The organism is uncultured Chitinophaga sp. (genome assembly GCF_902168175.1).
GTDB lineage: Bacteria > Bacteroidota > Bacteroidia > Chitinophagales > Chitinophagaceae > Chitinophaga.
The window spans coordinates 1-26,103 of sequence record NZ_CABHOU010000105.1; the positions used below are offsets into that span (position 1 = coordinate 1).

At 48.5% G+C, this 26,103-nt stretch carries 21 protein-coding genes; 14 read left to right on the forward strand and 7 right to left on the reverse strand.

All coding sequences use genetic code 11. The annotated features are described in order from the left end of the window. From QZT80_RS25485 to QZT80_RS25510, 6 genes are all read left to right on the forward strand, one after another. A partial coding sequence (locus tag QZT80_RS25485; RefSeq protein ID WP_295128997.1) for a TonB-dependent receptor occupies window positions 1–2,828 on the forward strand: 2,828 nt, incomplete at its 5' end. Between the two features lie 25 nt (window positions 2,829–2,853). Beyond that, window positions 2,854–4,368, forward strand: coding sequence for a RagB/SusD family nutrient uptake outer membrane protein (locus QZT80_RS25490; RefSeq protein WP_295128998.1), 1,515 nt, complete (start codon window positions 2,854–2,856; stop codon window positions 4,366–4,368). A 60-nt stretch (window positions 4,369–4,428) separates the two neighbouring features. Next, complete coding sequence (locus QZT80_RS25495; RefSeq protein ID WP_295128999.1) at window positions 4,429–5,472, forward strand: glycoside hydrolase family 130 protein; 1,044 nt, start codon at window positions 4,429–4,431, stop codon at window positions 5,470–5,472. Between the two features lie 2 nt (window positions 5,473–5,474). Further along, complete coding sequence (locus tag QZT80_RS25500) at window positions 5,475–6,743, forward strand: MFS transporter (RefSeq protein WP_295129000.1); 1,269 nt, start codon at window positions 5,475–5,477, stop codon at window positions 6,741–6,743. Next, window positions 6,743–8,461, forward strand: coding sequence for a hypothetical protein (locus QZT80_RS25505; protein ID WP_295129001.1), 1,719 nt, complete (start codon window positions 6,743–6,745; stop codon window positions 8,459–8,461). The genes QZT80_RS25500 and QZT80_RS25505 overlap by 1 nt, the downstream gene beginning before the upstream one ends. 137 nt (window positions 8,462–8,598) lie before the next feature. Continuing rightward, window positions 8,599–9,390 carry a glucose 1-dehydrogenase gene (locus tag QZT80_RS25510; protein ID WP_295129003.1) on the forward strand — a complete coding sequence of 264 codons (792 nt, stop codon included), beginning with the start codon at window positions 8,599–8,601 and terminating at the stop codon, window positions 9,388–9,390. A gap of 91 nt (window positions 9,391–9,481) precedes the next feature. Here QZT80_RS25510 and QZT80_RS25515 read toward each other — a convergent pair whose 3' ends face one another. After that, complete coding sequence (locus QZT80_RS25515) at window positions 9,482–10,018, reverse strand: 5'(3')-deoxyribonucleotidase (protein WP_295129005.1); 537 nt, start codon at window positions 10,016–10,018, stop codon at window positions 9,482–9,484. Window positions 10,019–10,118: 100 nt separating this feature from the next. After that, window positions 10,119–12,608: an MG2 domain-containing protein gene (locus QZT80_RS25520; protein ID WP_295129007.1), complete on the reverse strand. Its 2,490-nt coding sequence runs from the start codon at window positions 12,606–12,608 to the stop codon at window positions 10,119–10,121. Window positions 12,609–12,721: 113 nt separating this feature from the next. On the opposite strand from QZT80_RS25520, the gene QZT80_RS25525 reads away from it, so the two are divergent. Continuing rightward, window positions 12,722–13,957 carry an NAD(P)/FAD-dependent oxidoreductase gene (locus QZT80_RS25525; RefSeq protein ID WP_295129009.1) on the forward strand — a complete coding sequence of 412 codons (1,236 nt, stop codon included), beginning with the start codon at window positions 12,722–12,724 and terminating at the stop codon, window positions 13,955–13,957. A gap of 53 nt (window positions 13,958–14,010) precedes the next feature. Here QZT80_RS25525 and QZT80_RS25530 read toward each other — a convergent pair whose 3' ends face one another. From QZT80_RS25530 to folK, 3 genes are all read right to left on the reverse strand, one after another. Next, window positions 14,011–15,501: a catalase gene (locus QZT80_RS25530; protein ID WP_295129011.1), complete on the reverse strand. Its 1,491-nt coding sequence runs from the start codon at window positions 15,499–15,501 to the stop codon at window positions 14,011–14,013. A 157-nt stretch (window positions 15,502–15,658) separates the two neighbouring features. After that, window positions 15,659–16,291: a deoxynucleoside kinase gene (locus QZT80_RS25535; protein ID WP_295129013.1), complete on the reverse strand. Its 633-nt coding sequence runs from the start codon at window positions 16,289–16,291 to the stop codon at window positions 15,659–15,661. 16 nt (window positions 16,292–16,307) lie between these two features. Beyond that, window positions 16,308–16,805, reverse strand: a complete 498-nt coding sequence (gene folK / locus QZT80_RS25540; protein WP_295129015.1) for a 2-amino-4-hydroxy-6-hydroxymethyldihydropteridine diphosphokinase — start codon at window positions 16,803–16,805, stop codon at window positions 16,308–16,310. A gap of 125 nt (window positions 16,806–16,930) precedes the next feature. On the opposite strand from folK, the gene sppA reads away from it, so the two are divergent. Together sppA and QZT80_RS25550 are read left to right on the forward strand one after the other, a co-directional pair. Then, window positions 16,931–18,688: a signal peptide peptidase SppA gene (gene sppA, locus QZT80_RS25545; protein ID WP_295129016.1), complete on the forward strand. Its 1,758-nt coding sequence runs from the start codon at window positions 16,931–16,933 to the stop codon at window positions 18,686–18,688. Window positions 18,689–18,787: 99 nt separating this feature from the next. Continuing rightward, a complete protein-coding gene (locus tag QZT80_RS25550; protein WP_295129018.1) occupies window positions 18,788–19,534 on the forward strand; it encodes a hypothetical protein in 747 nt (248 codons plus the stop codon). A gap of 71 nt (window positions 19,535–19,605) precedes the next feature. Here the strand turns inward: QZT80_RS25550 and QZT80_RS25555 are convergent, their stop codons facing one another. After that, window positions 19,606–19,935 (reverse strand): hypothetical protein, encoded by a 330-nt coding sequence (locus QZT80_RS25555; protein WP_295129020.1) that lies wholly within the window; start codon window positions 19,933–19,935, stop codon window positions 19,606–19,608. Between the two features lie 445 nt (window positions 19,936–20,380). Between QZT80_RS25555 and QZT80_RS25560 the strand changes: the two genes are divergently transcribed. The 5 genes from QZT80_RS25560 (at window position 20,381) to QZT80_RS25580 (ending at window position 24,396) form a co-directional block, all read left to right on the forward strand. After that, window positions 20,381–21,343, forward strand: a complete 963-nt coding sequence (locus QZT80_RS25560) for a hypothetical protein (RefSeq protein ID WP_295129022.1) — start codon at window positions 20,381–20,383, stop codon at window positions 21,341–21,343. 118 nt (window positions 21,344–21,461) lie between these two features. Further along, entirely contained in the window at window positions 21,462–22,562 is a 1,101-nt protein-coding gene (locus QZT80_RS25565; RefSeq protein WP_295129023.1) for an ABC transporter permease, read from the forward strand. Between the two features lie 75 nt (window positions 22,563–22,637). Further along, window positions 22,638–23,180, forward strand: a complete 543-nt coding sequence (locus tag QZT80_RS25570; protein WP_295129025.1) for an SRPBCC family protein — start codon at window positions 22,638–22,640, stop codon at window positions 23,178–23,180. Window positions 23,181–23,189: 9 nt separating this feature from the next. Continuing rightward, complete coding sequence (locus QZT80_RS25575) at window positions 23,190–23,672, forward strand: SRPBCC family protein (RefSeq protein WP_295129027.1); 483 nt, start codon at window positions 23,190–23,192, stop codon at window positions 23,670–23,672. Window positions 23,673–23,901: 229 nt separating this feature from the next. Continuing rightward, window positions 23,902–24,396 (forward strand): DUF2911 domain-containing protein, encoded by a 495-nt coding sequence (locus QZT80_RS25580; protein WP_295129029.1) that lies wholly within the window; start codon window positions 23,902–23,904, stop codon window positions 24,394–24,396. 186 nt (window positions 24,397–24,582) lie between these two features. Here QZT80_RS25580 and bioA read toward each other — a convergent pair whose 3' ends face one another. Then, entirely contained in the window at window positions 24,583–25,857 is a 1,275-nt protein-coding gene (gene bioA, locus QZT80_RS25585) for an adenosylmethionine--8-amino-7-oxononanoate transaminase (RefSeq protein WP_295129031.1), read from the reverse strand. Between the last annotated feature and the right edge of the window lie 246 nt (window positions 25,858–26,103).

Below are 26,103 nucleotides of genomic sequence, written 5' to 3' on the forward strand. Positions count from 1 at the left end.
CCGTATCCTACTCAGGCAGCGGCGATTTAAACGTGGTATTAAAGAAAGATGAAGTAGCACTAAAAGATGTAATAGTAGTGGGTTACGGCACCCAGAAGAAAAGCCAGGTAACCGGCGCTATTGCCTCTATCGAAGGTAAGAACCTGCAGCGTACGCAGGCCGTGGATATCACCAATGCCCTGCAGGGGCAGGCCGCCGGTGTAAACGTTACCGCACCTACAGGTGCCCCGGGTACCGAAGCAGTAGTGCGTATCCGTGGTATAGGTACGCTTAATAACAGCAATCCTTTATATGTGGTAGATGGGGTGCCGCTGAACAGTGGGCTTAACACCATCTCTCCCAATGATATCGCCTCCATGGAGGTGTTAAAGGATGCAGCCGCGAGTGCCATTTACGGATCACGTGCAGCAAATGGGGTGATACTGGTGACCACTAAAAAAGGTACACCCGGTAAAAACGAAGTAGCCCTCGACGTTAGTTATGGTACGGCCAAAGCCATTGGGTTACCGAAGATGCTTAGCACCGCACAGTTCATAGAACTGCAGAACGAGGCCTTTGCGAACGATGGCAGTGCTACCCGCAACCAGGACAACGCCGCCAGTCTTCCTAATACCGACTGGATGGATGAAACTTTCCGTACCGGCGCCACACAACGTTACAACCTGAGTTTCTCCGGCGGCAATGATAAAACGCGGTATTACATAGCAGGTAACATTGCTGACCAGGAAGGTATTATCGTCAATTCTACTTACAAACGTTATGGCGTTCGTTCCAACGTAAGCAGCGATGTGAAAGACTGGCTGCGGGTGGGCGAGAACCTGAATATAACCTATGACCGCACGCAGGAAATTGGCGCATCCGGCGATGGTGGCCGGGCGGGCAGTTTGCCAGGCGTAGTTCGTTACGCCCTTATCCGTCCAAACGCTATCCCGGTGCGCGACCCTGCAACAGGGTTCTACACCGATCTGCCTCCCGCCGGGTTGTACAACAGTTCCTTACTGTATGGCGATGGTAAAAACCCACTGGCCATTGCAGATTACCGTACCCGTACCTCCAGCCGTTACCGCATACTCGGTAACATGTTTGCAGAAGCTACCTTCCTCAGGAACTTTAAACTGCGTACCGACTTCGGTACCGATTTCTATATTGCCGAACAACAGCAGTACAACGGGCAAATTCCGGGCGACAGGACCACCCTGAACGACGATACCAAATCGCTGGACAAAGCGCGTCACCGTTACAGCACCTTAAACTGGACAAACCTGCTTTCGTACAACCGCGTATTTAATCAGAAACACGAAGTAGGGGTGATGCTCGGTACCGAATACGTAACCTTTAAAGCCGACTATCTCAGCGGCTCCCGTAATGGTTACGATAACCGTGCAGATGGCAACAAGAGCCTGCAACAGCTGAACTATGGTTACAACCAGCAGTTCAGTGGTGGCGGGCTGGACGAGTGGGCGCTGATGTCTTACTTCGGGCGTGTAAGTTATGCGTACGACAATAAGTACATGGCCAACTTTAACCTGCGCGCAGATGGTTCTTCCCGCTTCAGCGAGCAAAACCGTTATGGTTACTTCCCCTCTGCATCCGCAGGCTGGAATATTGCGAAAGAAGCCTTCTTAAATGACGTAAGCTGGCTGAATGATCTGAAAGTGCGTGGTGGCTGGGGACAGCTTGGCAACCAGGACATTGGTAACTATCCTTTCGCTACCATCTATTCAACTGCCAACAGCGTGTTACAGCCCGTTACCATCGGTAACCCCAATGTGAAATGGGAAACCACTACACAGTCGAACGTAGGTGTAGACGCATCATTACTGAAAGGCGCACTAACTGTTTCAGTAGATTACTTCCATCGTAAAACAGACGACATCCTGGTGCAACTGCCCAGTTCTTATACCAATGGCGATGCTACCCCGCCTTACGAAAATGGCGCGCAGGTAGAGAACAAAGGTTGGGAGCTGAATGCAGCTTACCGTCAAACCAATACCGGCGGCTTTTCCTGGGATGTAAGCGCCAACGTGACCTTCCTGAAGAATAAAGTGCTGTCGTTGTACAAGGCGAAAGAGCAGATCATTTCTGCAGGTTCCGGACAGGTGTTGTTAAGGGCGGGAGAGCCCATCAGCTCCTTCTATGGTTATAAAACCGATGGTTTGTTCCAGACCCAGGCAGAAGTAGAAGCTTATGTAAACAAAGATGGCGGCATGTTACAGCCTAATGCCAAACCCGGTGATATCCGCTTTGTGGACGTAGATAACGATGGCACCATCGACGGTAACGACCGCGCCATTATCGGTAACCCGAACCCGAAAATGCTGGCCAGTCTGAATGCAGGCTTTAACTACAAAGGTTTCGATCTGAACGCATTTTTCTATGGCGTTACCGGCAACGATATTTACAATGAAGTAGATAACATCATCAACAGTTTTGACGGCCGTGGTTTTAATCAGAAAGAGGATTTCTATACCAACCGCTGGCATGGCGAAGGTACCAGCAACAGTACACCCCGCGCCACCTTCCAGGACCCTAACAACAACCGTCGTAACTCCGACCGTTTTGTAGAAAAAGGTGCTTACCTGCGGTTGAAGAACGTGGTACTGGGTTACACATTGCCTGCAAATACCTTACAGCGTATTGGTTTGTACAATGCACGCATTTACGCCAGCACACAGAACGTATTTACCATCACCAAATACGGCGGTATGGACCCCGAACTGTACACCAACGAAAACGTGGCCAACTACGGCGATCTGGCGCAAGGTATAGATATGGGTACCTATCCACCTGCCCGTACATTCACTTTTGGATTGCAGGTAAGTTTCTAAACGAAGGACATCTAAAACATCAACAATGAAAAAACTAGTCTATATATGCCTCTCGCTTTCCGTAGCAGCCATCAGCTGTAAGAAAGACCTGGAGAAGTTCCCGCAGGGGCAGCTCACCGAAGAGAACGTATTCACCGAAGCCAATGACTTTAAGCTGGCCATCGATGCCGCCTATCTGCCCATTACCAACCGCTTTCGCGGTAACTGGGACTGGGACCTGGGTAGCTCTATTCCACGCGAATGGGTAATTGGCGATGTAATGAGTGACGATGCCGTGAAAGGCGGTGGTAGCCTGGGCGACCAGGAAGATATGCGCAGGATGGAAACCTTTTCCGTGTTCCCCGAGAACAATAACGTACTGGGGATATGGCGCTTTAACTACAAAGGCATCACTGCTGCGAACACCATTCTACAGCAGGACGGCTCTAAAGTACCCGGTATGGACCCTGCGCTGATGAAGCGTATCAAGGGCGAAGCGTATTTCCTGCGGGCGTTCTATTACTTCCGCCTGGTCGTGAATTTTGGAGCAGTGCCTTTGATGATACCGGAAAAGAGCCTGACAGATAATACGAAGAAAGCCACCGTGGCCGAGGTGTATACACAAATTGAAGCAGATATCGCACAGGCGCTTACCATGCTGGACCCATCGTACCCCGATGCGGCCGACTACCAGCGTGCTACCACCGGCGCTGCGCATGCGTTGCTGGCTAAAACCTATTTGTATCGCGGTCAGTGGCAGCTTTGCCTGAACGAGATCGCTGAGGTTGAGAAAGGGCCATATCAGCTGTTAGATAAATTTGAGGATAACTTTAACGGGCTTGGCGAACGCGGGGGGGAGATCATATTCGCCGCACGCCACGATGCCGGCATGATCCCGTCACAAGGTTCTATCCTTAACGCCGTATGGGCGCCGCAGGGTAAGGGCTGGGGTTTTAACATCCCGACACAAGACTTAGTGAGCGCGTTCGAAACCGGCGATCCGAGGCTGAAGGCTACGGTGATGCGCGCCGGCGATAAGTGGGTAGATGGAACTACCGATTACCAGGCGGCATGGTCGCCGCTTACAGGGCTTAATGTACGTAAGTTCATGAGCAATGTAGCGCTTATCGATGACGGGGGTACGGATTATATCTACATTCGTTTGGCAGATGTGCTGCTGTGGAAAGCAGAGTGTTACGCCAACCTCGATCAGCCAGCCAATGCACTTATTCCTCTCGAAGCAGTAAGAGGCCGTGCGCGTAAATACGCCACCAATCCGGTTACCAATCTGCCACCCGTGGTAACAACAGATAAAGTAGCATTACTCGCCGCTATCCGCCACGAAAGGCGTGTAGAGCTGGCCTTTGAAGGGCAGCGTTACTACGACCTGGTGCGTTGGGATTTAGCCCGCACCGTACTGGCAGCCGCTCCGGATGCAGATCCGCTGAAAGGTTATAAGGACTACGGTGCCGGATGGCAGGACCGCAACAAGCTGTTACCCATTCCACAAAGGGAAGCAGACCTGCTGAACCTTGGCCAGAACGACGGATACGGAAACTAATACTATCAGCCGTTGCTGCCAGGAATGGCGGCAACGGCTACATTTAAATAATTGAGAAGCATGGAACTAGCAAAACGATTTTCGCAGAACCCGATATTACGTCCGGCCGAAGTGCCACCCAGCCGCGGAGGATTGGAAGTAGCCTGCCTGTTAAATCCCGGTGTATTTGAGTTTGATGGGAAAACCTGGTTGCTGATACGCGTGGCAGAAAGGCCGGCACAAAAGCCAGGTATCATATCCTTCCCGGTACTGCAAAGCGGGGGTATAGAGATCATAGAAATACCGCTCGACGATCCGCAACTTGATGCTACAGATCCACGCGTCATCAATTACAAAGGTGCCGACTATCTCACTACACTTTCGCACCTGCGTTTAATGTGCAGCGACGATGGTATCAGCTTCTACGAGCCTGAAGGGTATGCTGCCTTACACGGCGAGGGTATATTGCAAAGCTTCGGCATCGAGGATTGCAGGGTAGCCAAACTCGGCGATACTTACTACCTCACGTTTACAGCCGTATCGCCGAACGGAGTAGGAGTAGGACTGCGTACCACGAAAGACTGGAAAACATTCGAACACCATGGTATGATGTTGCCGCCGCACAATAAAGACGTAGCGATTTTCGAAGAGCAGGTGAACGGAAAGTATTACACCCTCCACCGCCCGAGCAGCGTGGATATTGGTGGCAACTACATATGGCTGGCCGAGTCGCCGGACGGTGTTCACTGGGGTAATCATAAAATTATAGCTACCACCCGCAAGGGGCATTGGGACAGTAAACGCGTAGGGGCCGGAGCGGCACCCATCAAAACGGCAAAAGGCTGGCTGGAGATTTACCATGGCGCGAACGAAGATCACCGCTACTGTTTAGGCGCTTTACTGCTCGACCTCAACGATCCTTCCAAAGTAATAGCCCGCAGTGATGAACCGATCATGATACCCACGGCAGATTATGAACTGACGGGCTTTTTCGGGAAGGTGGTGTTTACGAACGGGCATGTAGTGAAGGGCGATAAGGTAACCATCTACTACGGCGCGGCAGATGAAGTGGTATGCGCGGCGGATTTCTCTATCAGTGAGATACTATCATCCTTAAACAGTTAACCATGTTAAAAAACCTCTCCAGGGAAATAAAACACTTTAAGGAACAACCGCACGATTTCAGGATACTGACACTTACCAACCTGATTTACGCGCTGGTATTACCGGTGATCGACATATTCGTGGCCGCATACGTTATGCGTAACTCGAACGATCCTACCAAGGTAGTGATCTATCAGTTGACGATTTACACCGGTATTCCACTTACATTTTTGTTAAACGGATTCCTGCTTAACCGCTTCAGTATTAAAGTACTTTATTCAGCCGGCATGCTGCTGAGTGGCGTGAGTATGCTGGTGATGATGTCGCTGACCACGCTGGACCTTGTGGGTATTGCGTCTGCCGGGCTGATCATGGGTATGTCGTTCGGCTTCTACTGGGCCAACCGCGACTACCTGGCTTTGGCCATCACCAACGATACGAACCGAAACTACTATTACGGGCTCGAAACGTTTTTCTATACTATTATCGCTGTTATCATACCCATTGCTATCGGCTGGTTCATAGAAATTTACAGTGATAAGAACACCGTAAACAGCGCTTACCGCATTGTTACAGGAATCGTGTTCGTGATTACGATATTTGCCTCCATCATGTGTTTCAGGGGGCATTTTCCGAACCCGAAGCAGAAGAAGTTTATCTACTTTAAGTTTCATCCCTACTGGAGGAAATTATTGGGATTAGCTACGCTGAAGGGATTGGCGCAAGGTTACCTGGTTACGGCACCGGCCATGCTTATTATGCTGTTATTAGGGAAAGAAGGAGCGCTGGGTACCGCACAGTCTGTAGGCGCCATAGTAGCTGCTGTGCTGATGTACATCATTGGCCGGCTTGCAAAACCGCAGCACAGGTTGTATATTTTCGCAGGAGGACTGATCTTCTTCTTCATAGCCTCCCTGTTTAACGGTATTATGTATAATGCTACAGGAGTGATCATATTTATGATGTTCCTGTTGCTGGCCAAGCCATTGCTTGATCTGGCGTATTTCCCGATCCAGTTCAGCGTGATCGATATTTTATCGAAGAAAGAAAACCGTAATGAGTTCGCGTACATCCTGAACCACGAAGCGGGATTGTATGCAGGCCGCTTCGTAGGCGCAGGCACATTCATCTTCCTGGCCTATTACTTTTCTACGGAAGTGGCCCTGCGGTACGCTATTATGATTATTGCGCTGGTGCAGCTATTATCTGTAGTAGTAGCCCGCGTTATTATAAAAGAAGGGAAAGAAATGACTAAAGAGTTGAAGGAAGAACCCGTACAAACTGAAGCGTAATGAGAAGATTTTTTGCAATTAGTATGATGGTTGCTGTGATGGCAACAGCGTGTAAACAAACACCAGCGCCTAATCCTGTTAAACAGGAACGCCTGGCCCGCATCGATTCTATGGCCGCCATACCGCAGCCATTACAGATCATTAACTGGAATGAAATGGCACACCGGTTCGACAGTACCGTGTATGACTTTAACGCGAAAGGCGAAAACTGGCCACTGGTATGGTGGGACAGTACGGGGCATAACTACCCGCAACCCGTGGTGGGATTGTTCACCGCGATGAACGATCAGCGGCAGGGTGTCCATAACAAAGGCATGTTCCATGAAGCACTGGCCAGCATGGGCGCGGTATTGGGCGCATCGCTGGTGGGCATCGATAAAAGTAACCAGCAGGGACTGAATTATGTAGGAATGCTGAAGAACTACTTTAACAGGGAAACCGGCTGGAATATCATGATGAACAACACCGCTCCCGAAGTAGCATTGCTGGGCGGCGGTTATGGGCGCGACTGGTGGTACGATGTGTACCCAAACATGTTGTTCTACGCCATCTACGATAAATACCCGAAGGAACCAGGTTTCGATACACTGGCGCTGAGTATTGCCAATAAGTTTTACCAGGCAGACTCTGTGCTGAATGGCAACTACAATTATTCGTTCTTTAATTACGCTACGCTTACCCCGGTTAAAAACCAGATATGCGAACAGCAGGACGCCGCAGCAGGACAGGCTTACGTATTATACGCCGCCTACAAACGTTTTGGTGACGAGCGATACCTCACTGCGGCCAAACGGGCTTTAAAGGTATTGGAAGATCAAAAAGAGAATACCTTTTACGAAGTGTTCATGCCCTTCGGCGCTTACCTCGCCGCCCGCATTAACGCCGAGCAGGGTGGTAACTTCGATACCCACAGGTTCCTCGAATGGACGTTCGACGGTACGCCTAAATGCCGCGAAGGCTGGGGCGTACTGATGGGCAACTGGAACGGTATCGACATTTCCGGCATTGTAGGCAGCACGAAAGACAGGGGAGGATATGGTTTCCTGATGAATACCTTTGATCTGGCCTGGCCGGTAGTGCCAATGGTGCGTTACGACGCCTCCTATGCCAATGCAGTAGGCAAATGGATGCTGAATGCCGCCAATGCTGCACGCTTCTTCTACACACAATATATGCCCGACGAGCACGAAACCATACCGGAACATGCAGCAGTAACGAAAGGTGTGATCGGTTACGAAGGTATCATTCACTCACCTTCTTATCCTGAATACGCACATATCAAGGCGCCGGTAGCGCAAGGTGACGGTCCGCTGTGGGCGAAGGGTAATCCGGCTGTATCGCAGTTCAGTGTATATGGCAGCGGTCATGTCGGTTTCTTCGGCAGCATCATCCGTAGTACCAATATCCCCGCCATCCTGCAGCTCGATCTGCTGGCGACCGACTTCTTCCGCGATAAGGCGTATCCATCTTATCTCTACTATAACCCTTATACAGAGGCTAAAAAAGTAGTAATACCACTGGAAGGCGCCGCGGTAGATATTTATAATACCGTTACCCGTACTTTCATTGTACGTAATGTAAAAGGCAGTTATGAACTCGATCTGCCCGCTTCGTCATCTGCCATACTGGTGTTAACACCGGCAGGGGCGAAGGAAGAGGTTAAAGAAGGTAAATTGATGGTGGATAACGTAGTAGTAGATTACCACGCTTCTAAATAGGTGTGTTTAAATATATAAACTCCGCATATGCTTAGCTGTATGCGGAGTTTTATGTTTTTGTTAGAACTTTCGGGCTTGCTTTTTGTTGATAAGGATACACACCACGAGCGTATTTATTCATATAAAACATAGTGAACATGAGTAGTTTGAAAGACAGGTCGGTAGTGATTACCGGCGCGGCGATGGGATTAGGACTGGCTACAGCAAAGGTTTGTGCAGAGAAAGGAGCAAATCTTACCCTGGTAGATTTTAACGAAACTGCACTGGAAGCAGCAAAGGAAGAGGTTTTGAAGGCAACGCCGGGAGCCAGGGTGTTAACGATCATTGCTGATGTGTCGAAAGAGGAAGCAGTAAAAAACTATGTGGATGCAGCTTTAAAAGAGTATTCGCGGATTGATGGTTTTTATAATAATGCAGGCATCGAGGGAAGGCAGGCACCGGTAACAGAATATGACCTGGCTGTATTCGAAAAGGTGATCGATATTAATTTGTACGGTGTATACTTCGGCCTTCGTTACATCATTCCTGTAATGCAAAAACAACAGTACGGGCGTATCGTGAATGCGGCTTCTGTAGGTGGTATTCGCGGTGTAATGAACCAGATGCCTTATGTAGCGAGTAAACACGCAGTATCGGGTATGACCAAAAACGCAGCACTGGAATATGGTCGTGATGGTATTCTCACCAATGCTATTGCCCCGGGTGCTATTCTTACTCCGATGGTGGCAGAAGCATTTAAACAGATAAATCCTGCAGATCCTAAAGCGGCGGAGGCGGATTACGCGAAAGCTAATCCGACCAAACGTTTGGGTTTGCCGGAAGAAGTAGGTAAACTGGTGGCTTTCCTGTTAAGTGATGAGTGTAGTTATATTAACGGGCAAACCATCGCGATAGATGGAGGGCAGTCCAACAGTTACGGTAACGTGTAGAATGTATGAGTCAGGAGTTTCTGAAAGACTCACTTACTCTGTAAGATAACGGAATAAAAAGAGGCTGCTCAATGAGACAGCCTCTTTTCAGTTATAATAGTTTGTCACCCGCATCTTTCCAGTCGAGCAGGCGCTCATAACCTTCTACATGCAGATTGTGATGTTGTGTAAACAGGAACCCCCTGCCCTTAAATGGCTTTAAATTACGCGTAAGGTCGTCGATCATCATATCGGTACCTACCACGGTTTTATCGCCGCACAGGCAAACCTGGCGCCAGGTGAGGAAAGGGAAGTTATCTTCCAGCCAATGGTATTTGTCCTGCAGCGAAGTCGGGAACTCCATGGCGGCAGATACGATAAATACGCGGTACTTCTTGTTCAACTCTCTTAATACATCCACTGCATCGGGAAACACTTTCAGGTCGCGGAAAAAGCCGGGTGTGTTCAGGTACTTGTGAATAATGCCCCTGTGTTCTGCAGGTACTACATCCGTGAGGTGTTTGCCAATAAGGTCTTCCTCCGTAAACGTTGTGCCGAAGTCGCGGTAATACCATTCACGCGCTTTTCCAATGGGATCGGCAATCGTTTCGTCCATGTCAATCGCAATTGACTCCATGTATTCTTCCATATCTTCTTAAAATGGTTGCTGTATAACAGCAAGTTTACAAAAAAACAAAGCGCCCCCTCCTGCAATCATGCGGAAAGGGGCGCTTATATCGATAGTTAGTTTACTCGAATATTTTCTCTACCCTTCCCACGTTACCATTCACATCCATGCCCTCTATTACCACGCGGAAGCGTTTAGCCGCATCGTTGCTGTAAAAATCGAACCTGGCCACGTTCTGGATGGTGTCGATCACCAGTTGCGGGTTCCAGTAAAGGGTGAGGCGTTTGTCGGGCAGTTCATGCACCGCTTTCTTTACCTCATAATCGGGCGAATAGAAGTTGCGCACTACATTGTACCCCGCCTTTTTGTAAAGTTCAAATCCTTTCACAGTATTATCTCTCGGTGTATCGTTACCACGACGTGTATAAATCGCAATGGCACCACCAGAGCCTCCGCCAAAGCCACCCATAAATGGTGGCCGGAACACCTTCACCATCGCCACGTCTGTAATCGGCAGCGAAGCGATCATCTGTACGTCTACAGGCATCTGGTCGAGGTACAGTTGAGGTGTGCCACCGCGCCAGCTGAGGGTGGGGGAGTTCATATCGCCCGTAATCTGCAGGCCCGCCACGCGCGACTGCAGGTATTGGAAGATATTGAAAGACGTTGGATTATCTGCCGTAAGGTCGAAAACGATCGCATCGCCACCGGAGAACATACCACTGGCGTAACGTTTATCTACCGTTTCCTGCTGTGTAGGTTTCTTGGATGTAACGTTAAACTCTTTCAGGTAAATGGTTTTGTCATTTATTCTCCTGTTAACGGTATTGCCTTCTGTTACCGTGGTGAGGTACGACTTCAGCACATTTGTGGGTAAAGGCGGCGGTACCATATAAGGGAATGGCACTTTAACCGGGTTGGCCAGTTCGAAGAAGTGTTTGGTCATCGTTACATCGATAACCGCCCCCTTTTTGTTTAGGTCACGACCCTGGTACCAAACCTGCGCTGTATCCTTAAATTCCATATTCGCCAGTGCAAATTCACCTTTATCATTGGTCGGTGCCATGGCAATCATCTGGCCGCTATCCACTGGTGTTTTGATCATGAAGCTGATATTGCCGTTAATCAACGGACGGCTGCCGCTTTTGGCAATGCCCATAACGGTAAGCCCCTGTTCGTACGGATAACGGAATGTAGGATATTGTCCCGCAACGATCTTTTCCCAGCTAAACCTGCGCCAGCCGTTAGTCATCATCACCAGGTCCAGTGCTTTAAGCGTATTTTCGGTCGTGTCCCGGAAATACCAGCCTGGCTGGTGAATGTAACCTTTAAGGTCTGATTTGAGCAGGGTATTGGAAACGATGTTGTTGTCATATTCCTCATGCTGTACCTGGTCGGCATCTGTAACCGCTACGGATATCTGTCCACGGGTAGCATCAGGCAGGTCCAGTACCAGCGATGTTCTGGTGCGGGGGCCGTTAGATACATTGTTGGCAGAAATGATCATATTGATCTCTTCCAGGTTCTGACGCAGGTACACGAGCCGCTCGGCTATAGGTGTGCCATTGCGCTGGAACAGCGTAAGCTGCATAATACCGTTCGGTAAACCTTTGGTCGGAATAAGACCGCTGATCTTACCTTCCGCCACGTTCAGTATCGCTTTATAGATCAACTGGTTCTGCATTTGTGCTACCAGCAGCATTTCACTGTAAGTGGTGTCTTCGGTATTACTAAGGCTGGTGAGATAAAATATTCTGCTGCCTTTGTTGTACGTTTTAAGTGTAACGCCCGAAGGTTTGGCGGCAGGTAAATTGAAAGTTTTCTCTGTTCCTGCGGAGTCTTTGGTTTTGGCCGTATACGTTTGTCCAGCTTCCGGTGTAAACTCAAAAGCACCCATGCCATCGTGGAAAGTAGCGATATCCGCTACCTTTTGTCCCTTTCCGTCTACCACTGTGCCGTTTACTTTGGATGGGTAACCGGTTTGGCCGATGGCTTTAAAGGCTACCTGGCTGGCTATGCCGGTAACGAGGTCGCCACCTTCCGGGAAGAACTGCACCGAGTATTCAGATTTGGCCGCGCCGGCATCTGTTCCCGGTTTACCGGTTGCAGGTTTTGCGGCGGCAGCAGCAGCTGCGGCATCTCTTTTCGGATCGTATATCCTGATATTTTTATGGAAGAAGAAGGAAGAGTCGTAGTTCATCATGTACGAAGTGTACGCCCTGGCCTGGTAGGTGCCGGATTTCATGTTTTCCGGTATTTCAATTTCACCGGCGCCACCGCCCTGTACCAGTTCCACGATCCGCTTCTGTACCACCAGTCCCTCTTTGTCTATCAGCTCTACATACAGGTTCCTGGCACCATAAGCGGGCAGTTCCTGCAACGTAACATAACTTTTAAACCATATAGTTTCTCCGGCGGCATAGTAGTCCTTGTCAAAGTGGATGTAAACCTTTTCCTGCGGATAATCCTGATAAAACTTTTCAAGTGCGGCTGTTATGCGGGTAGTCCAGTCGTCGGCAGGTATATACCTGAAGGCACCGCAGGTTAACAGCATTCCTGTAATCCAAACCCAAACCTTCACCCGTGCTACCTTCCTAGAATTTTGTTGCATTTAATTTAAATCAGTATGATTAACAATGTTGTGTTAAGATTGCGTTTGTTTATTTTGCATCAATAAATATACGGTAAATTTTATTTTATCATAATCTGACAAATATAAAGGAAATGGGGGTAGAAGGTAAGGTTTTGATGGTGATCGGCGGTGGTGCGGCTGGTTTTTTCTGCGCGGTAAATGCCGCACGGTTAAACCCCGGGCTCAGTGTCCGGATACTTGAAAAAACAGGCAAGTTATTATCAAAAGTAAAGGTATCGGGTGGGGGCAGGTGTAACGTAACCCACGATGCGCCCGGTGTTCCGGACCTGGTGAAGAAGTACCCCCGTGGTCAGAACCTGCTCAAAAAGAGTTTTCACCAGTTTTATAACGCCGATACCGTTAAGTGGTTTGCCGAGCGGGGGGTAACCCTCAAAACAGAGGCCGACGGCCGCATGTTTCCCAACACCGATTCTTCGCAAACCATTATCGACTGCCTGATGCAGGAAGCCGACACCCATCGTGTGCGCATCGACGTTAATACAGAGGTGAGCCGCCTGGCAAAACAGGAAAACGGCCGGTGGTTACTGCATTTACAGTCGGGCAACCAACTGGAGGCCGACTATATATGTGTTTGCACAGGCGGTTACGCCCAAACGGAGAAGTTTGGCTGGCTAAAGGCCCTGGGCCACGATATTGCCGCCCCGGTACCCTCGTTGTTCACCTTCAATATGCCTAAAAATCCGGTAACAGAGCTGATGGGTGTTTCTGTTCAGCAGGCCGTAGTAAAGGTAGCCGGCACCAAACTACAGGAATCGGGCCCGCTGCTGATTACCCACTGGGGCATGAGTGGCCCCGTCATCCTGCGCCTCTCGGCCTGGGGCGCGCGTGTGCTGCATGATATGGACTATCGGTTTACGGCTGTGGTGAACTGGTTGCCTGGCTACCAGGAAGCAGCCCTGCGGGAAGACTGGGCGGATATCCGGCAGAGTATGGCGGGACAGAAGATCTACCAGAAAAATAACTTCGGCCTGCCGCAAAGACTCTGGCAGTTCCTGTTACAGCAATCGGGCGTGCAGGAAGATACCCGTTGGGCCGACCTCCCGGCGAAGGAGCAGAACAAACTCATTAAACACCTGGTAGCGATGGAATTCCCTGTGCAGGGTAAAACCACTTTTAAGGAAGAATTTGTGACCTGCGGAGGCATCAGCCTTACGCACGTAGACGCCAATACCATGGAAAGCCGCCTGCAGAAGGGATTGTATTTTGCCGGTGAGGTAATGGACGTAGATGGTATTACCGGCGGATTTAATTTCCAGCACGCCTGGACCAGCGGCTGGATCGCAGCACAGAGTATCGGAAAATCATAATACAGAAGGCCTCCACGCGGAGGCCTTCTTCCTGCTAATGTATGACTGCTGATTTATCTGACTGCTGCGTGTTCTTCCATATTAATATCCACCCCTAAACCTTTCGCTACCGATATGCCCAGCCTGATGTCTGCACGGAACCAGTGGCAAAGCTGCCGTTGTATGATCAGGTCTTTTTTAGGGCCTTCTATTCCCCTCATCGATCCTACTATATTTCTTACAAGGTCCATCTGTTCATTAGGTGCCAGCAGGCGGAAAAGATTGCCGGGCTGTGTGTAATGATCATCCTCACCGGGCGCGTTCCTGTCGTAAAAATCGGCAAACATCGATTCCAGGCGTTCGCCAGGGCGTTGGTACGACTGGTCGGGTGTTATATCGTCAAAGCTATTAGGGTAATAATTCGGACTTGCGCCGCCATTACCATCGAGGCGCATGGCGCCATCGCGGTGATAATTGTTGACAGCGTAAGGGCAACGGTTTACAGGCAGCTGCTCGTAGTTAACGCCCAGTCGGTACCGGTGCGCGTCGGGGTAGGAGAGCAGCCGGCCCTGCAACATTTTATCCGGAGAAAAACCAATACCATTTACCACGTTAGATGGTGTGAAGGCCGATTGTTCTACGTGTGCGAAGAAGTTATCGGGGTTCTGGTTCAACTCCAGTGTACCTACTTCTATCAATGGATAATCCGCATGCGACCATACTTTGGTAACGTCAAACGGGTTCCATTTGTACGAAGCAGCGTCGTTTTCAGGCATCACCTGTATCTTCAAAGTCCATCTTGGAAAATCCTTGTTATCGATAGAGGTGTATAGATCGCGTTGCGCAAAGTCAGGGTCTTTACCTTTCATTTCCACGGCTTCCGCATCTGTAAAATTCTTAATGCCCTGTTGTGTGTGGAAGTGAAACTTCACGAAGAACTTTTCACCTTTACCGTTCAGGAAAGAGAATGTATGACTGCCAAAGCCGTGCATATGGCGATAACCATAAGGCGTACCGCGGTTGCTCATTAATATCGTTACCTGGTGCAGGCTTTCGGGGTTAAGGCTCCAGAAATCCCACATCATGGTTGGGCTTTTGCAGTTTGTATAAGGATCGCGTTTCTGCGTGTGAATGAAATCGCTGAACTTTTTAGCGTCTTTAATGAAGAACACGGGTGTGTTGTTGCCAACCAGGTCCCAGTTGCCGTCTTCCGTATAAAACTTCAGTGCAAAACCGCGCGGGTCGCGCTCTGTATCGGCCGATCCTTTTTCGCCGCCCACAGTGGAGAAGCGCAGGAATACTTTGGTTTCTTTACCTATCTTACTAAATACTTTTGCTTTGGTGTAGGCGGTAATATCGTGTGTAACCGTAAACGTACCGTAAGCGCCCGATCCTTTCGCATGAACTACGCGTTCAGGTATTCTTTCCCTGTTAAAATGCGCCATCTTTTCATGGAGCAGGAAGTCTTGCAGCAATAAGGGGCCGCGTTGTCCTGCCGACATTGAGTTTTCGTGTTCATAATAAGGCGCGCCGGAAGCCGTGGTGAGTTTCTTCTGTTCTGACATACAATTACGTTTTGACTGTGATCTTCAATATAAGGGGCTGCAGTTTCCTTATAAGTCTGTTTGCTTCTCTATAGTGACAGGGCAAAAGTATCCGATCAAGGGATATAAATCAAAACAATATTATTTATCAGCATATAGATAATCTAGATACTTGCCATCAGATAGTAAGATAATGAATTCCCGGTTCATAATCTTTGTCCAGCGCCTGCAATAACGCTTCAAAATGGCCTTCGCCGTACATCAGGTCCGTTTTGGCGGTATCTACCATTAATGTGCGAACGGGGTGCTGGCGGAGGTATTGCATATACACGTCCTGCACGTTAGCCAGGTAGGCGTCCTGGATATTAAGTTCGTATTCGCGGTTACGCTTTTTAATGTTTTGCTGCAAACGGGTAATGGGTGCGTTCAGGAAGATGAGTAAGTCGGGTTGGCGCAGTTGGGGGTTAATAATTTCGAACAGTTTCTGGTAAAGCGAGTATTCCTCGGGCGCGAGGTTGATGCGTGCAAACAGCAGGCTTTTGATGAACAGGTAATCAGAAATGACCGTTTCGGAAGAAAACAGTTCCTGCGCAGCGAGCATTTCTTTCAACTGTTTATAACGCTCGGCCATAAAGAACAGTTCCAGCGGAAAGGCGTATTGCTGGGGGCGTTCGTAGAATTTGGGGAGAAAAGGGTTATCGGCAAATTCTTCCAGTATCAGTTTAGCATTAAAATGAGCGGCAAGTCTCGTTGCCAGGGTCGTTTTACCTGCGCCGATATTACCTTCTATAGTGACGAATTTATATCTCATGTATAATTAAGCAGTATTATTTAGAAGTAGCCTGTTCGCGTTTGTGTACGGGCAACTGGTCGGGACATATCTCCAAAAGCTGCGCCAGCGTTTGGTGGAGTACCGGGTGTACGAAGTCCGGCATTATTTCGCAGAGCGGCACCAGCACAAAGCGGCGGTTAGCCATTTGCGGGTGAGGTACTTTTAGTTGCGGAAGATCGATCTGTTCGTCATTGTAGAATATCATATCGATATCAATCACCCTGCTTCCCCATTTCTCCCGGCGTACCCGGCCTATCTGTTTTTCGATGTCCATCGTAATTTCCAGCAGTACGGGTGCCGGCAGGTCGGTTTGTAACTCCAGTGCCTGGTTCAGGTAGTTGGGTTGTGACACACCTCCCCAGGGAGCCGTAGCGTACAGGGACGAGGTTTTCACCACTTTCCCGGCCGTAGCGTTCAGTAAGTCGACCGCCCGGCGCAAGTTCTGGCTCCTGTTGCCCAGGTTGCCACCTATAAGTAATATCGCTGTATTCATGTAGTAGAGGCCCCAAAAGTAGCCATACTTCCTTATTTTTGAAAAGAAAAACCGTAGATAACCGCTATATTCACGCAATAATATTGTGTGCAATAAGCATTCTGTCATTCATTTTATATTGATTTATGCGTAGCTTTTTTAAGTTCTTCTTCGCTTCCTTCCTGGCGCTTATCATCTTTTCGTTCATAGGTTTAATTTTTATGTTCGCGGTGATTGGTAAGGCTTTTGCGCCCTCCCGTGTTGTGGTATCGGCTAACAGTGTACTGGTGTTAGATGCCTCCACTGCGTTAAACGAACAGCGTACAGAGGATAAACTCGGTTCTTTACTTCCCGGTGGCGGCAGTGAGGCGCCCGGGTTATACGATATGGTAAGGTTACTTCGCCATGCCGGTACCGATGAAAATATCAAAGGTATTTACCTGAAAGTAGGCGGTAATGGCAACAACTTCGCCACCAACGAGGAATTGCGTAACGCGCTGCTGGCATTCCGTAAAAGCGGCAAATTCATTTATGCTTATGCGGAAGTAATTCCCCAGCAGGCCTACTACCTGGCTTCTACGGCCGATAAAATATGGCTGAATCCTAAAGGAGGACTTGAGTTTGATGGTTTCTCCATGGAACTGATGTTCCTGAAGGGTACCCTGGAGAAGCTGGAAATACAGCCGCAGATTTTCTATAACGGCAAATTTAAAAGTGCAACAGAGCCTTTACGTGAAACCAAAATGACCGATGCCAACCGCCTGCAAACAAACGTGTTCCTGGGCGAACTGTATGGCAAATTCCTGAATGGTATTGCCGAACGCAGGGGCGTTGATACGGCTACCTTACACAGTTATGCAAACGAGGGTCTGGTGCGTTTTCCCACCGATGCATTAAAATATAAACTGGTAGATGGTTTGAAATATGATGATGAGGTAATGGACGAGTTCCGTAAAAAGATCGGTATTGATAAAGATCAGTCTATCAATTTTATATCTGCTAAAAAGTATGCTTCTGCAGTAGATTATGAAGACAATGGTGCAGATGGCTCCATAGCGCTGATTTATGCGCAGGGCGACATTGTAGGAGGTAGCAGCGAAAGTAATAACACTATCGCCAGCGATTCTTACATCAAAATTATCCGCGAAGCCCGCCAGGATAAAGATATTAAAGCTATCGTATTCCGTGTAAACTCCGGTGGCGGCAGTGCGCTGGCTTCAGAATCCATCTGGCGCGAACTGACGCTGGCTAAAAAAAGCAAACCAGTGATCGTTTCCATGGGCGACTATGCTGCTTCCGGCGGTTACTATATTTCCTGCATGGCCGATTCGATTTTTGCACAACCCAACACCCTTACCGGTTCTATTGGTGTATTTGCCATACTTCCCAATATGCAGGGTTTCTTCAACAATAAACTCGGTATCACCTTCGATGGTGTTAAAACAGCGCAGTATGCCGACCTCGGCAACGCCAGCCGTCCACTCACGGACGGGGAGAAAAGAATATTACAATCTTCGGTAGATACAATTTATGCGAACTTCAAAGGCCGCGTAACCGAAGGTCGTAAACTGGCCGATGTGGTGGTGGATAGTATTGCGCAGGGGCGTGTATGGACAGGTATAGAGGCTAAAAAGCTAGGCCTGGTGGACCGTATCGGTGGTTTGGACGATGCGATAAAATGTGCGGCCAAAATGGCGAACGTACCCGCTTACAGCCTCGTGGAGTACCCATCTGTAAAAGATCCTTTGTTTTCATTTCTCAGCAAAGAGGAGGATGAAGCAAAATCAAAGGCCATCCAGAAGGAACTGGGCGCTTACTACAAGATATATAAGCAGGTAAAGGCCCTGGAGCGCCTTACAGATGGCGTTCAGGCACGTTTGCCTTTTGATATGATCATCCGCTAGTGTGATAATATTATTAATAACGCCCCGTAGTAATTTTACTACGGGGCGTTTTTCATTTGTTTGTTTATTTTTGAGCTGCTAAACAGATACCCTGTGACTATGAAATATTTGATACCGGTAGCAGCTGCTGTAATATGCTGCGCCTGTGGCTCGCCTGCAGTTACTACCAACAACGCGGATACTACAATAACCACGCAGCAGCGGCCGGATACTACCGTTACTGCTGCCACCGTGAAAGAAACGATTAAGATCGGCAACGTGGTGTACGATATTACATCTGCTACGGAAGAAGAGTTTGACAATGCGCAGGCCTGGGTGAGCGATACCAGTGAGGTGAGGACGCTTGCGGCTACCGGTGGACTGGTAAGCAGGGTAGTGGATACCATGTTCCTGAGAGCGGGTTTGCGGACGGTGAGGCTGATTAATAATGGGGACGATGATGGAGATAGCTTTTGCCAATACGACTTTTTGGGAGAAGCGCCAGGTACAGGCCAGTGGGTGGTGTTAGGTATGTATTACGAAAGCGCTGCCTACCTGTTAATCAGTAAAGAAACCGGCGATACCACCTATACAATGGGAACACCTGTGTTATCTCCCGATAAAAAATACTTCATGTGCTGTAATGCCGACCTGGAGGCGCAGTTTACGCCTAACGGCATACAATTGTTCCGCAATACAAAAGTGCCTGAACTGGTAGAAGAAGTGTCGCTGGAAAAATGGGGGCCTGAAGCGCTGAAGTGGATCGATCAGCAGCATATATTGATAAAGAAAACACTTCCGTACAGCAACAGCGGTGACTACCAGGAGCAAAAGCCAGTATATATAAGGCTGACTGCCCGTAAATAGTACCCTGATAAAAACATATAAAAATAGCCCCGGAACGCATGATATGTTCCGGGGCTATTTAGTTAGTTATATCAGCCTTCGCCGGTATACATTATGCCTACTTCCTCTTTCGATAACCTGATTACGTGCTTATGAGTTTCATCTACTACGCGTTGAGCCTGCATCCTTAACTTACGCAGCCCATCGGCCAGCGTTTCCATACTTTTCTCTGCTTCCTCTGCCATTTGATTGTGATGAGTAATAACAGTAGTTAATCGCTTAATGTGTTCGGTAACTACATCACAAATTACCTGAGAAGATGTGCATGGTTCAAAATCCTGCAACGTGGCAAGGATTTGCTCGTAACCATCGCACTTTTTTCCTTTTTCGGCCTGACCTACAGTGTTTACGGTTTGCTCCATTTTGGTTGGATTTAGCGGTTTAGATTCACATGATGCGCCTCGCATCTGGCATGCGAAGAATGAAAATAATTGGATAAAAATTTTGCTGATATTGGCCCTTGGGCGTGTCGAATAACGTTATACGAAACAAATATAGGTATAGGTTTTATAGCAATATAGCCTTTGAAAATATTCTCAAAATATAGTTTGTTTCATTCACCCCGCCCTGTGTGAATTGAGTCTTTATATATACCCCTGTTTTGTTTAAGTGTCAAAGATATAGCCCTGTATTGCCTCAACGATCTGCTAACTCATTGTTATCCAATCAACTTAAAAAAGTTTAAAAAATTATTGCTTACCGGGGGTAACAACCGGAACATGCTGGTGATATACTGTTACAAAAGCAAACGGGCGCAGGCCGAAAAGCCCGGAACAAAAGAGTAGGCATCACTTAAACACCTATCAAATGAGAACGCAATCTTTATTCGCAGCATGTATAGCAGCATCTATGTTATTATTCGCAGCATGTAAAAAAGACAAGAGTAATGATGAAGGAAGCACCCGCACAGCTGGTGAATTCCTCGAAAAATTCGGAGCGCAGGAACAAACATTTTCTTTCAATGCATCTGAATTACCAAAAGACATCACCCTCAAAGGAGGTACTAAAATAAAAATACCCGCAGGTGCGCTTACACAAAACGGTAACGCAGTTACAGGTGCCATCACCGTAAGTGTTACAGAGTTCCTGAAACGCAGCGAATTATTACTCAGTGGTGTTAATACCAACCACGTGTCCGGACTATTGCTGGAATCGCAGGGTTCACTGTTTATTGATATCCGCGCTAATGGCAATGGTGTGGACAAGGAACTGGCTAAGCCGCTGAACATAGCGGTACCTGCTAAGGGCGATGGTTTTACCCAGCTGTGGGCCGGTGTAGATACCATTCAGCAGAACCAGTTTGCCTGGGTAGCCCCCCAGGTAGCCAACGGTCAGCAGCCGCGCGAAGTAAAAGCGGTAGAGGGCTTCTATACCTTTGATTTTGGGCTGATAGGCTGGGTGAATTGCGACATTTTCTATAGCAACAGCAGCCCTAAAACCACTGTTAAGGTGGAGGTGCTTAACAACCCCGGCTCTATGGCATCTTTCCGGGCCTCTAACGGTGAAACCTTTGTCTTCTTCTGTGCAAAAGGTAGTAATGTAGTTGCACAGATTTATACACCTGATGGTACAAACAAGGTTAAAAGCTACGACAATTCCATGCCCGTAGGCGTAGAAGGGAGGTTGGTTTCTTTCTCTGTCAAAGATGGTAAGTATTACCTGGCTCAGAAAGACATCACAATTTCGGCCAACCAGTCTGAAACCATTACGCTCGAACAAACAACGGAAGCCGCTATCCAGGCGGCCATGGATGCCCTCAATAATTATTAGTTTCACTGGGATCATGGCAAGTATGCAGCTCGCCACCTTTACGGTGCGCGGGCTGTTTTTTTTGGGAAATAGCCGAAAAACAGTCTTAGCTTTACGCCTCTTTTTGTAAATAATGATTATGGCAGAGCAGTACAGCCAGTGGCGCGCCATGTTGGCGATTATGAAGGCAAGTATCAGGGCAATTTTCCGTAGTCCGTCCACCGTAGTGTTTAGCCTGGCTTTTCCGCTGATCTTTATCCTGGTGTTCGGGTTTATCGGTAACGGGGGGGTAACGGTGAAAGTGGGAGTAGATAAGGGTTCGGATACCACTGGAACCTTGTATAAGGCCCTGGCCGCGAAAAAAGAAGTGCGGCTGATCACCGGTAAGACGGAAACTGAAATGGAACAGGATCTCCAGAAAGGCAGGATAGCCGCCATTATCCATATTGCCAGCCGCGCGGCTGGCCCTGTGCCCAACGAGGCCGTACATATTAAAACATCCTCAGCCGGGGGACAAAACTTAGGCGTTTTTCGCTCTATTCTGTCCGAAACCATCTCGCAGTTAAACGACCAGTGGTATAAAAGGCCCGGCACGGTGGCTACTGTATCGGCCGAAGTTGTGCCTGGCCGCCAATATAAAACGATCGACTTTATACTGCCCGGCCAACTGGGCTTTTCGCTGCTAAGCGCTGCCGTATTCGGTACAGCCTTCCTGTTCTTCAGCCTCCGGCAAACACTGGTTTTAAAGCGCTTTTTCGCTACACCCATACACCGGGGATATATCATACTGGGCGAAGGCTTAAGTCGCCTGTTGTTCCAGCTGTTTGGCTCGGTGATCATTATTGGCATCGGCTATTTCGCTTTCGGGTTTACGCTGATAAACGGGTTCTCCACCTTTGTTGAAATGCTTATTCTCAGCGTATTCGGCCTGATGGTGTTTATGGGTTTTGGCTTTGTCGTAAGCGGTATTGCTAAAACAGAAAGTACGATCCCATTCCTCGCGAATATTGTCACCCTACCGCAATTTTTGCTGGCGGGCACCTTCTTTTCGGTGGAAGCGTTTCCCGCCTGGCTGCAGCCTGTGTGCCGCATCATGCCACTTACTTACCTCAACGACGGGCTACGCAAAATTGCTTTCGAAGGGCTTCATCTCTGGAACGTATGGGCCGATTTGCTGGTTTTGGGACTCTGGGGAGTGGTGATTTACGGGGTGGCTATAAAAGTATTCCGCTGGGAATAATGCTGGAATTTTGAAAGAATAGGCGTAACTTTTACTTTCCGGAATTCGAAATCACTTTAACAAAAAACCTGCAATATGCAAGCCTTGTTTCTCACTATTGGGGCCATAGCAGTGGTAGTGCTGGTATTTTTCATCGTGTCTCTTTTTCTTCCACCGAAAGTACGAGTGGCCCGCTCCTTATTTATGAAGGCTCCCGCCGAAAAAATCTTCCATGAAATTAACAGTCTCCGTAACTGGAGGCACTGGTCGCCCTGGCACAAACAGGACCAGGACCCGGGTATGAAAAACGTGTACGGCGCTACAGAAGAAGGGCCGGGCGCTACTTACCGCTGGGAAAGCCATCGTCGTAAAACAGGCAGGGGTAAGCTGATTATTACCGCTTCCAAACCCTTTCGTTTCATTGCTGCCGATATTTACTTTATGGGCAGGGGGCTGATGAAAGGCTACTACCGCCTGGACCCGGCCGATGGAGGTACCAGGGTTACCTGGAGCTTTGAGGCCTATACCGGCAATCACCCATTACGTAAGCTGATGGGGCTGATGATGGATAAATGGATGGGGCGCGATTTTGAAAAAGGACTCAATAATTTGAAACAGATAACAGAATTTAAGGCTTAAAGAAAAATTATGCGTGGTATCAGGATGTTGCTCTTATCTGCAACGGTTTTAATCGTATTGCTCTTTTTATTTTCCCTCTTCTTTTCCTCTAACGCCAAAATGCAAAGGGCTGGTGTGATAGACGCTCCGGCATCCGTAGTGTTTAGACAGCTTTCCGATACTACCCACTGGAAAAAATGGTACCCATGGCCGGTTAGCCAGGATCTGGCCCATGGTAAACTCGTGCTGGGTGAAATGATAAAGGATTCAGCAGTGCATTATAGGGTGCTGGCAGAAGATGACAGGCTTTCGCTCACAGGCAGCTTTTTCCTTACTGCCACCACCGATGGTAAATCCACCACCCTTAACTGGTCAATGGAGCGCCACGTTGGTTTGTTACCCTGGTGGAAAGTGCGTGGCCTGCTAATGGACCGCGTTTATGGTCCCACAATGGAAAAAGGTCTTACCGATTTAAAGGCTGTGGCTGAAAATGCAGCGGGAGATACGCCATGAGGTCTGGTGCTGCAAGGTTTTATTCGCGTCACCTCGTTGTCGATCAATAATTCAGTTGGGATGCAGCGGGTGGTGTTGAGATACCGGACTATTCTTTTGCTTACCTGGCCCGTCCGCACATCATTACTACATTTAACCGGAAGTAGTTAATTCTATGAGCGGTAGTCTTTTTTTGTTCGAATAGGTGTAATTTACTGGAGAATTCACATCAAAAACAAAAACGTTTCTTATGAAAAAAATGCTCGTTTGGTTATCGATGGTACTGATCGGTACGAACGTAATCGCGCAGAATGCGCCTAAAAGCCCCAGGGTTGAAGCTAAAGGTGAAAATGTAACGATCGCTTATGGTCAGCCATCTAAAAATAACAGGGATATCTTTGGTGCCCTCGTGCCCTATGGTGAGATTTGGCGTACCGGCGCTAACAAATCTACTGACATCACTTTTGACAAAGACGCTACTTTTGGCGGTAAAAAAGTGAAGGCCGGTACTTACGCGCTGTTTACTATTCCTGGTGAAAAAGAGTGGACTATCATTCTGAACAGCCAGCCTGCTCAGTCAGGTGCTTTCGATTATGATAAAACGAAGGACAAAAATGTACTGGAAGTAAAAGCTCCTGTACAGTCCCGTTCTGATGTACAGGAAAAATTCACTATCAGCGCACCAAAAGGAGCTGTAGTGTTTGAGTGGGATAAAACGAAAGTTAGCGTTCCGCTGAAATTCTAATTGCATTAAACATCATATTGGCCTCCTGTTGCGCGAGTAGCAGGGGGCTTTTTGTTTTGGTCAGATGCGTTTGTTGATGGGCATACGGTTGCAAAAGATGCCGATGGTTGCCTATCGGCATGGCTTGAAACGCGTTGCAGGCATATAAAAGGTTTCATCAGTTGACCAGCAGCACGCTGCCCTCCATCATCCCATTTCCTGTATAAATTCCTTAACGCTATCATAAACAATCTCCAGCTCCGCATCAGTGATGCAGTAGGGGGGGAGTATGTAAACCGTGTTACCCAAAGGTCTCAACATCACCCTTTTTTCCCGGAAGAAGGAATGAATAGATGCCGCGAGTTCATTCGTATAGCTGTCGGTGCCGGGTGTTACTACCTCAAAGGCCAGCAGGGTACCAAGGAGCCTTACGTTCTTTACTGAAGCAGAGGTCTGCAGCCATGCAGCGAAACGCTGGTGTTGATGGTTTACGCGTTGCCTGTTTTGCATGCAGCCCGGATCGAGAAATAAATCCAGGCTGGCGAGCGCGGTGGCGCAGGCCAGTGCGTTGCCCGTAAATGAATGCCCGTGAAACAGCGTTTTAAGCTTGTCGGTCGACAAAAATGCGTTGTATATGTTTTGTGTACAGGTGGTGATGCCCAGCGCAATAGCACCCCCGGTAAGTCCTTTTGAAAGGCATATGATGTCTGGTGCTACAGACAGGTCCTCCATTGCGAAGTTCCTGCCGGTGCGTCCAAAACCGGTAAATATTTCATCGGCGATAAGCAGGATGCCCAGTTTGTTACAGTGCTGTAACAGTTTTTCGAGCATGGCTGCCTCGTATACCAGCATGCCTGCTGCGCCCTGCAGCAATGGTTCAAAGATGAAGGCGGCTATCTCCTCCGCCTGCGCGGTAATTTGTTCACAAATGGCCTCCAGGTTGCCTGCATCGGGCAGGTCTATAAAAGTTACATCAAATAGGAACTGATCGAAGGCTTTTGTAAAAATGCTCCTGCCGCTTACGCTCATCGCACCAAAGGTATCGCCGTGATAAGCGTTTTTAAAGGCAAGTATTTTACCTCCCTGCTTTCCCTGGTTGTAGCGGTATTGGATGGTCATTTTTAAGGCTACTTCTACCGCAGTGGAGCCATTGTCTGAGTAAAACACCTTTTGCTGGCTGCCCGGTAATATCGGCAGCAGGCGTTCTGCCAGCGCAACTGCCGGCTCATGTGTATATCCTGCGAAAATGCAGTGTTGCAGCTGTTTTGCCTGCACGGCCAGCCTTTCTGCAATATACGGATGGGCATGACCATGTATGTTTACCCACCAGCTGGAGGTGGCATCTATGTAATTGTTCCCCTGCTCGTCATACAACCTGGCACCTTCGCCCCTAACAATGCCAATAGGGGCCGGGGCGGTCTGCATTTGTGTGTAGGGGTGCCATATTACGGCCTGGTCCCTTTCGCTCAGCGTTTTTTGCATGGGGCAAAAATAGGGTTCGGCCGGGATATATCCGCAGCGAATACAGCTTGGCCAACAATCCTGCTGTTATTGTTTATGCCCGTGTAACGCGTTTATATACAGTGGCTTGTGATTTATGCAGCCAATTTTCCCCTTGTGCCTATTCATGCCCCGGCCCTTCACTATCCCCGACATAGAAGTGATAACCTACCGCTGTGCCCGGCGAATATAGGCCATCACCTATTTTAATGCCCACCCGCCCCATAC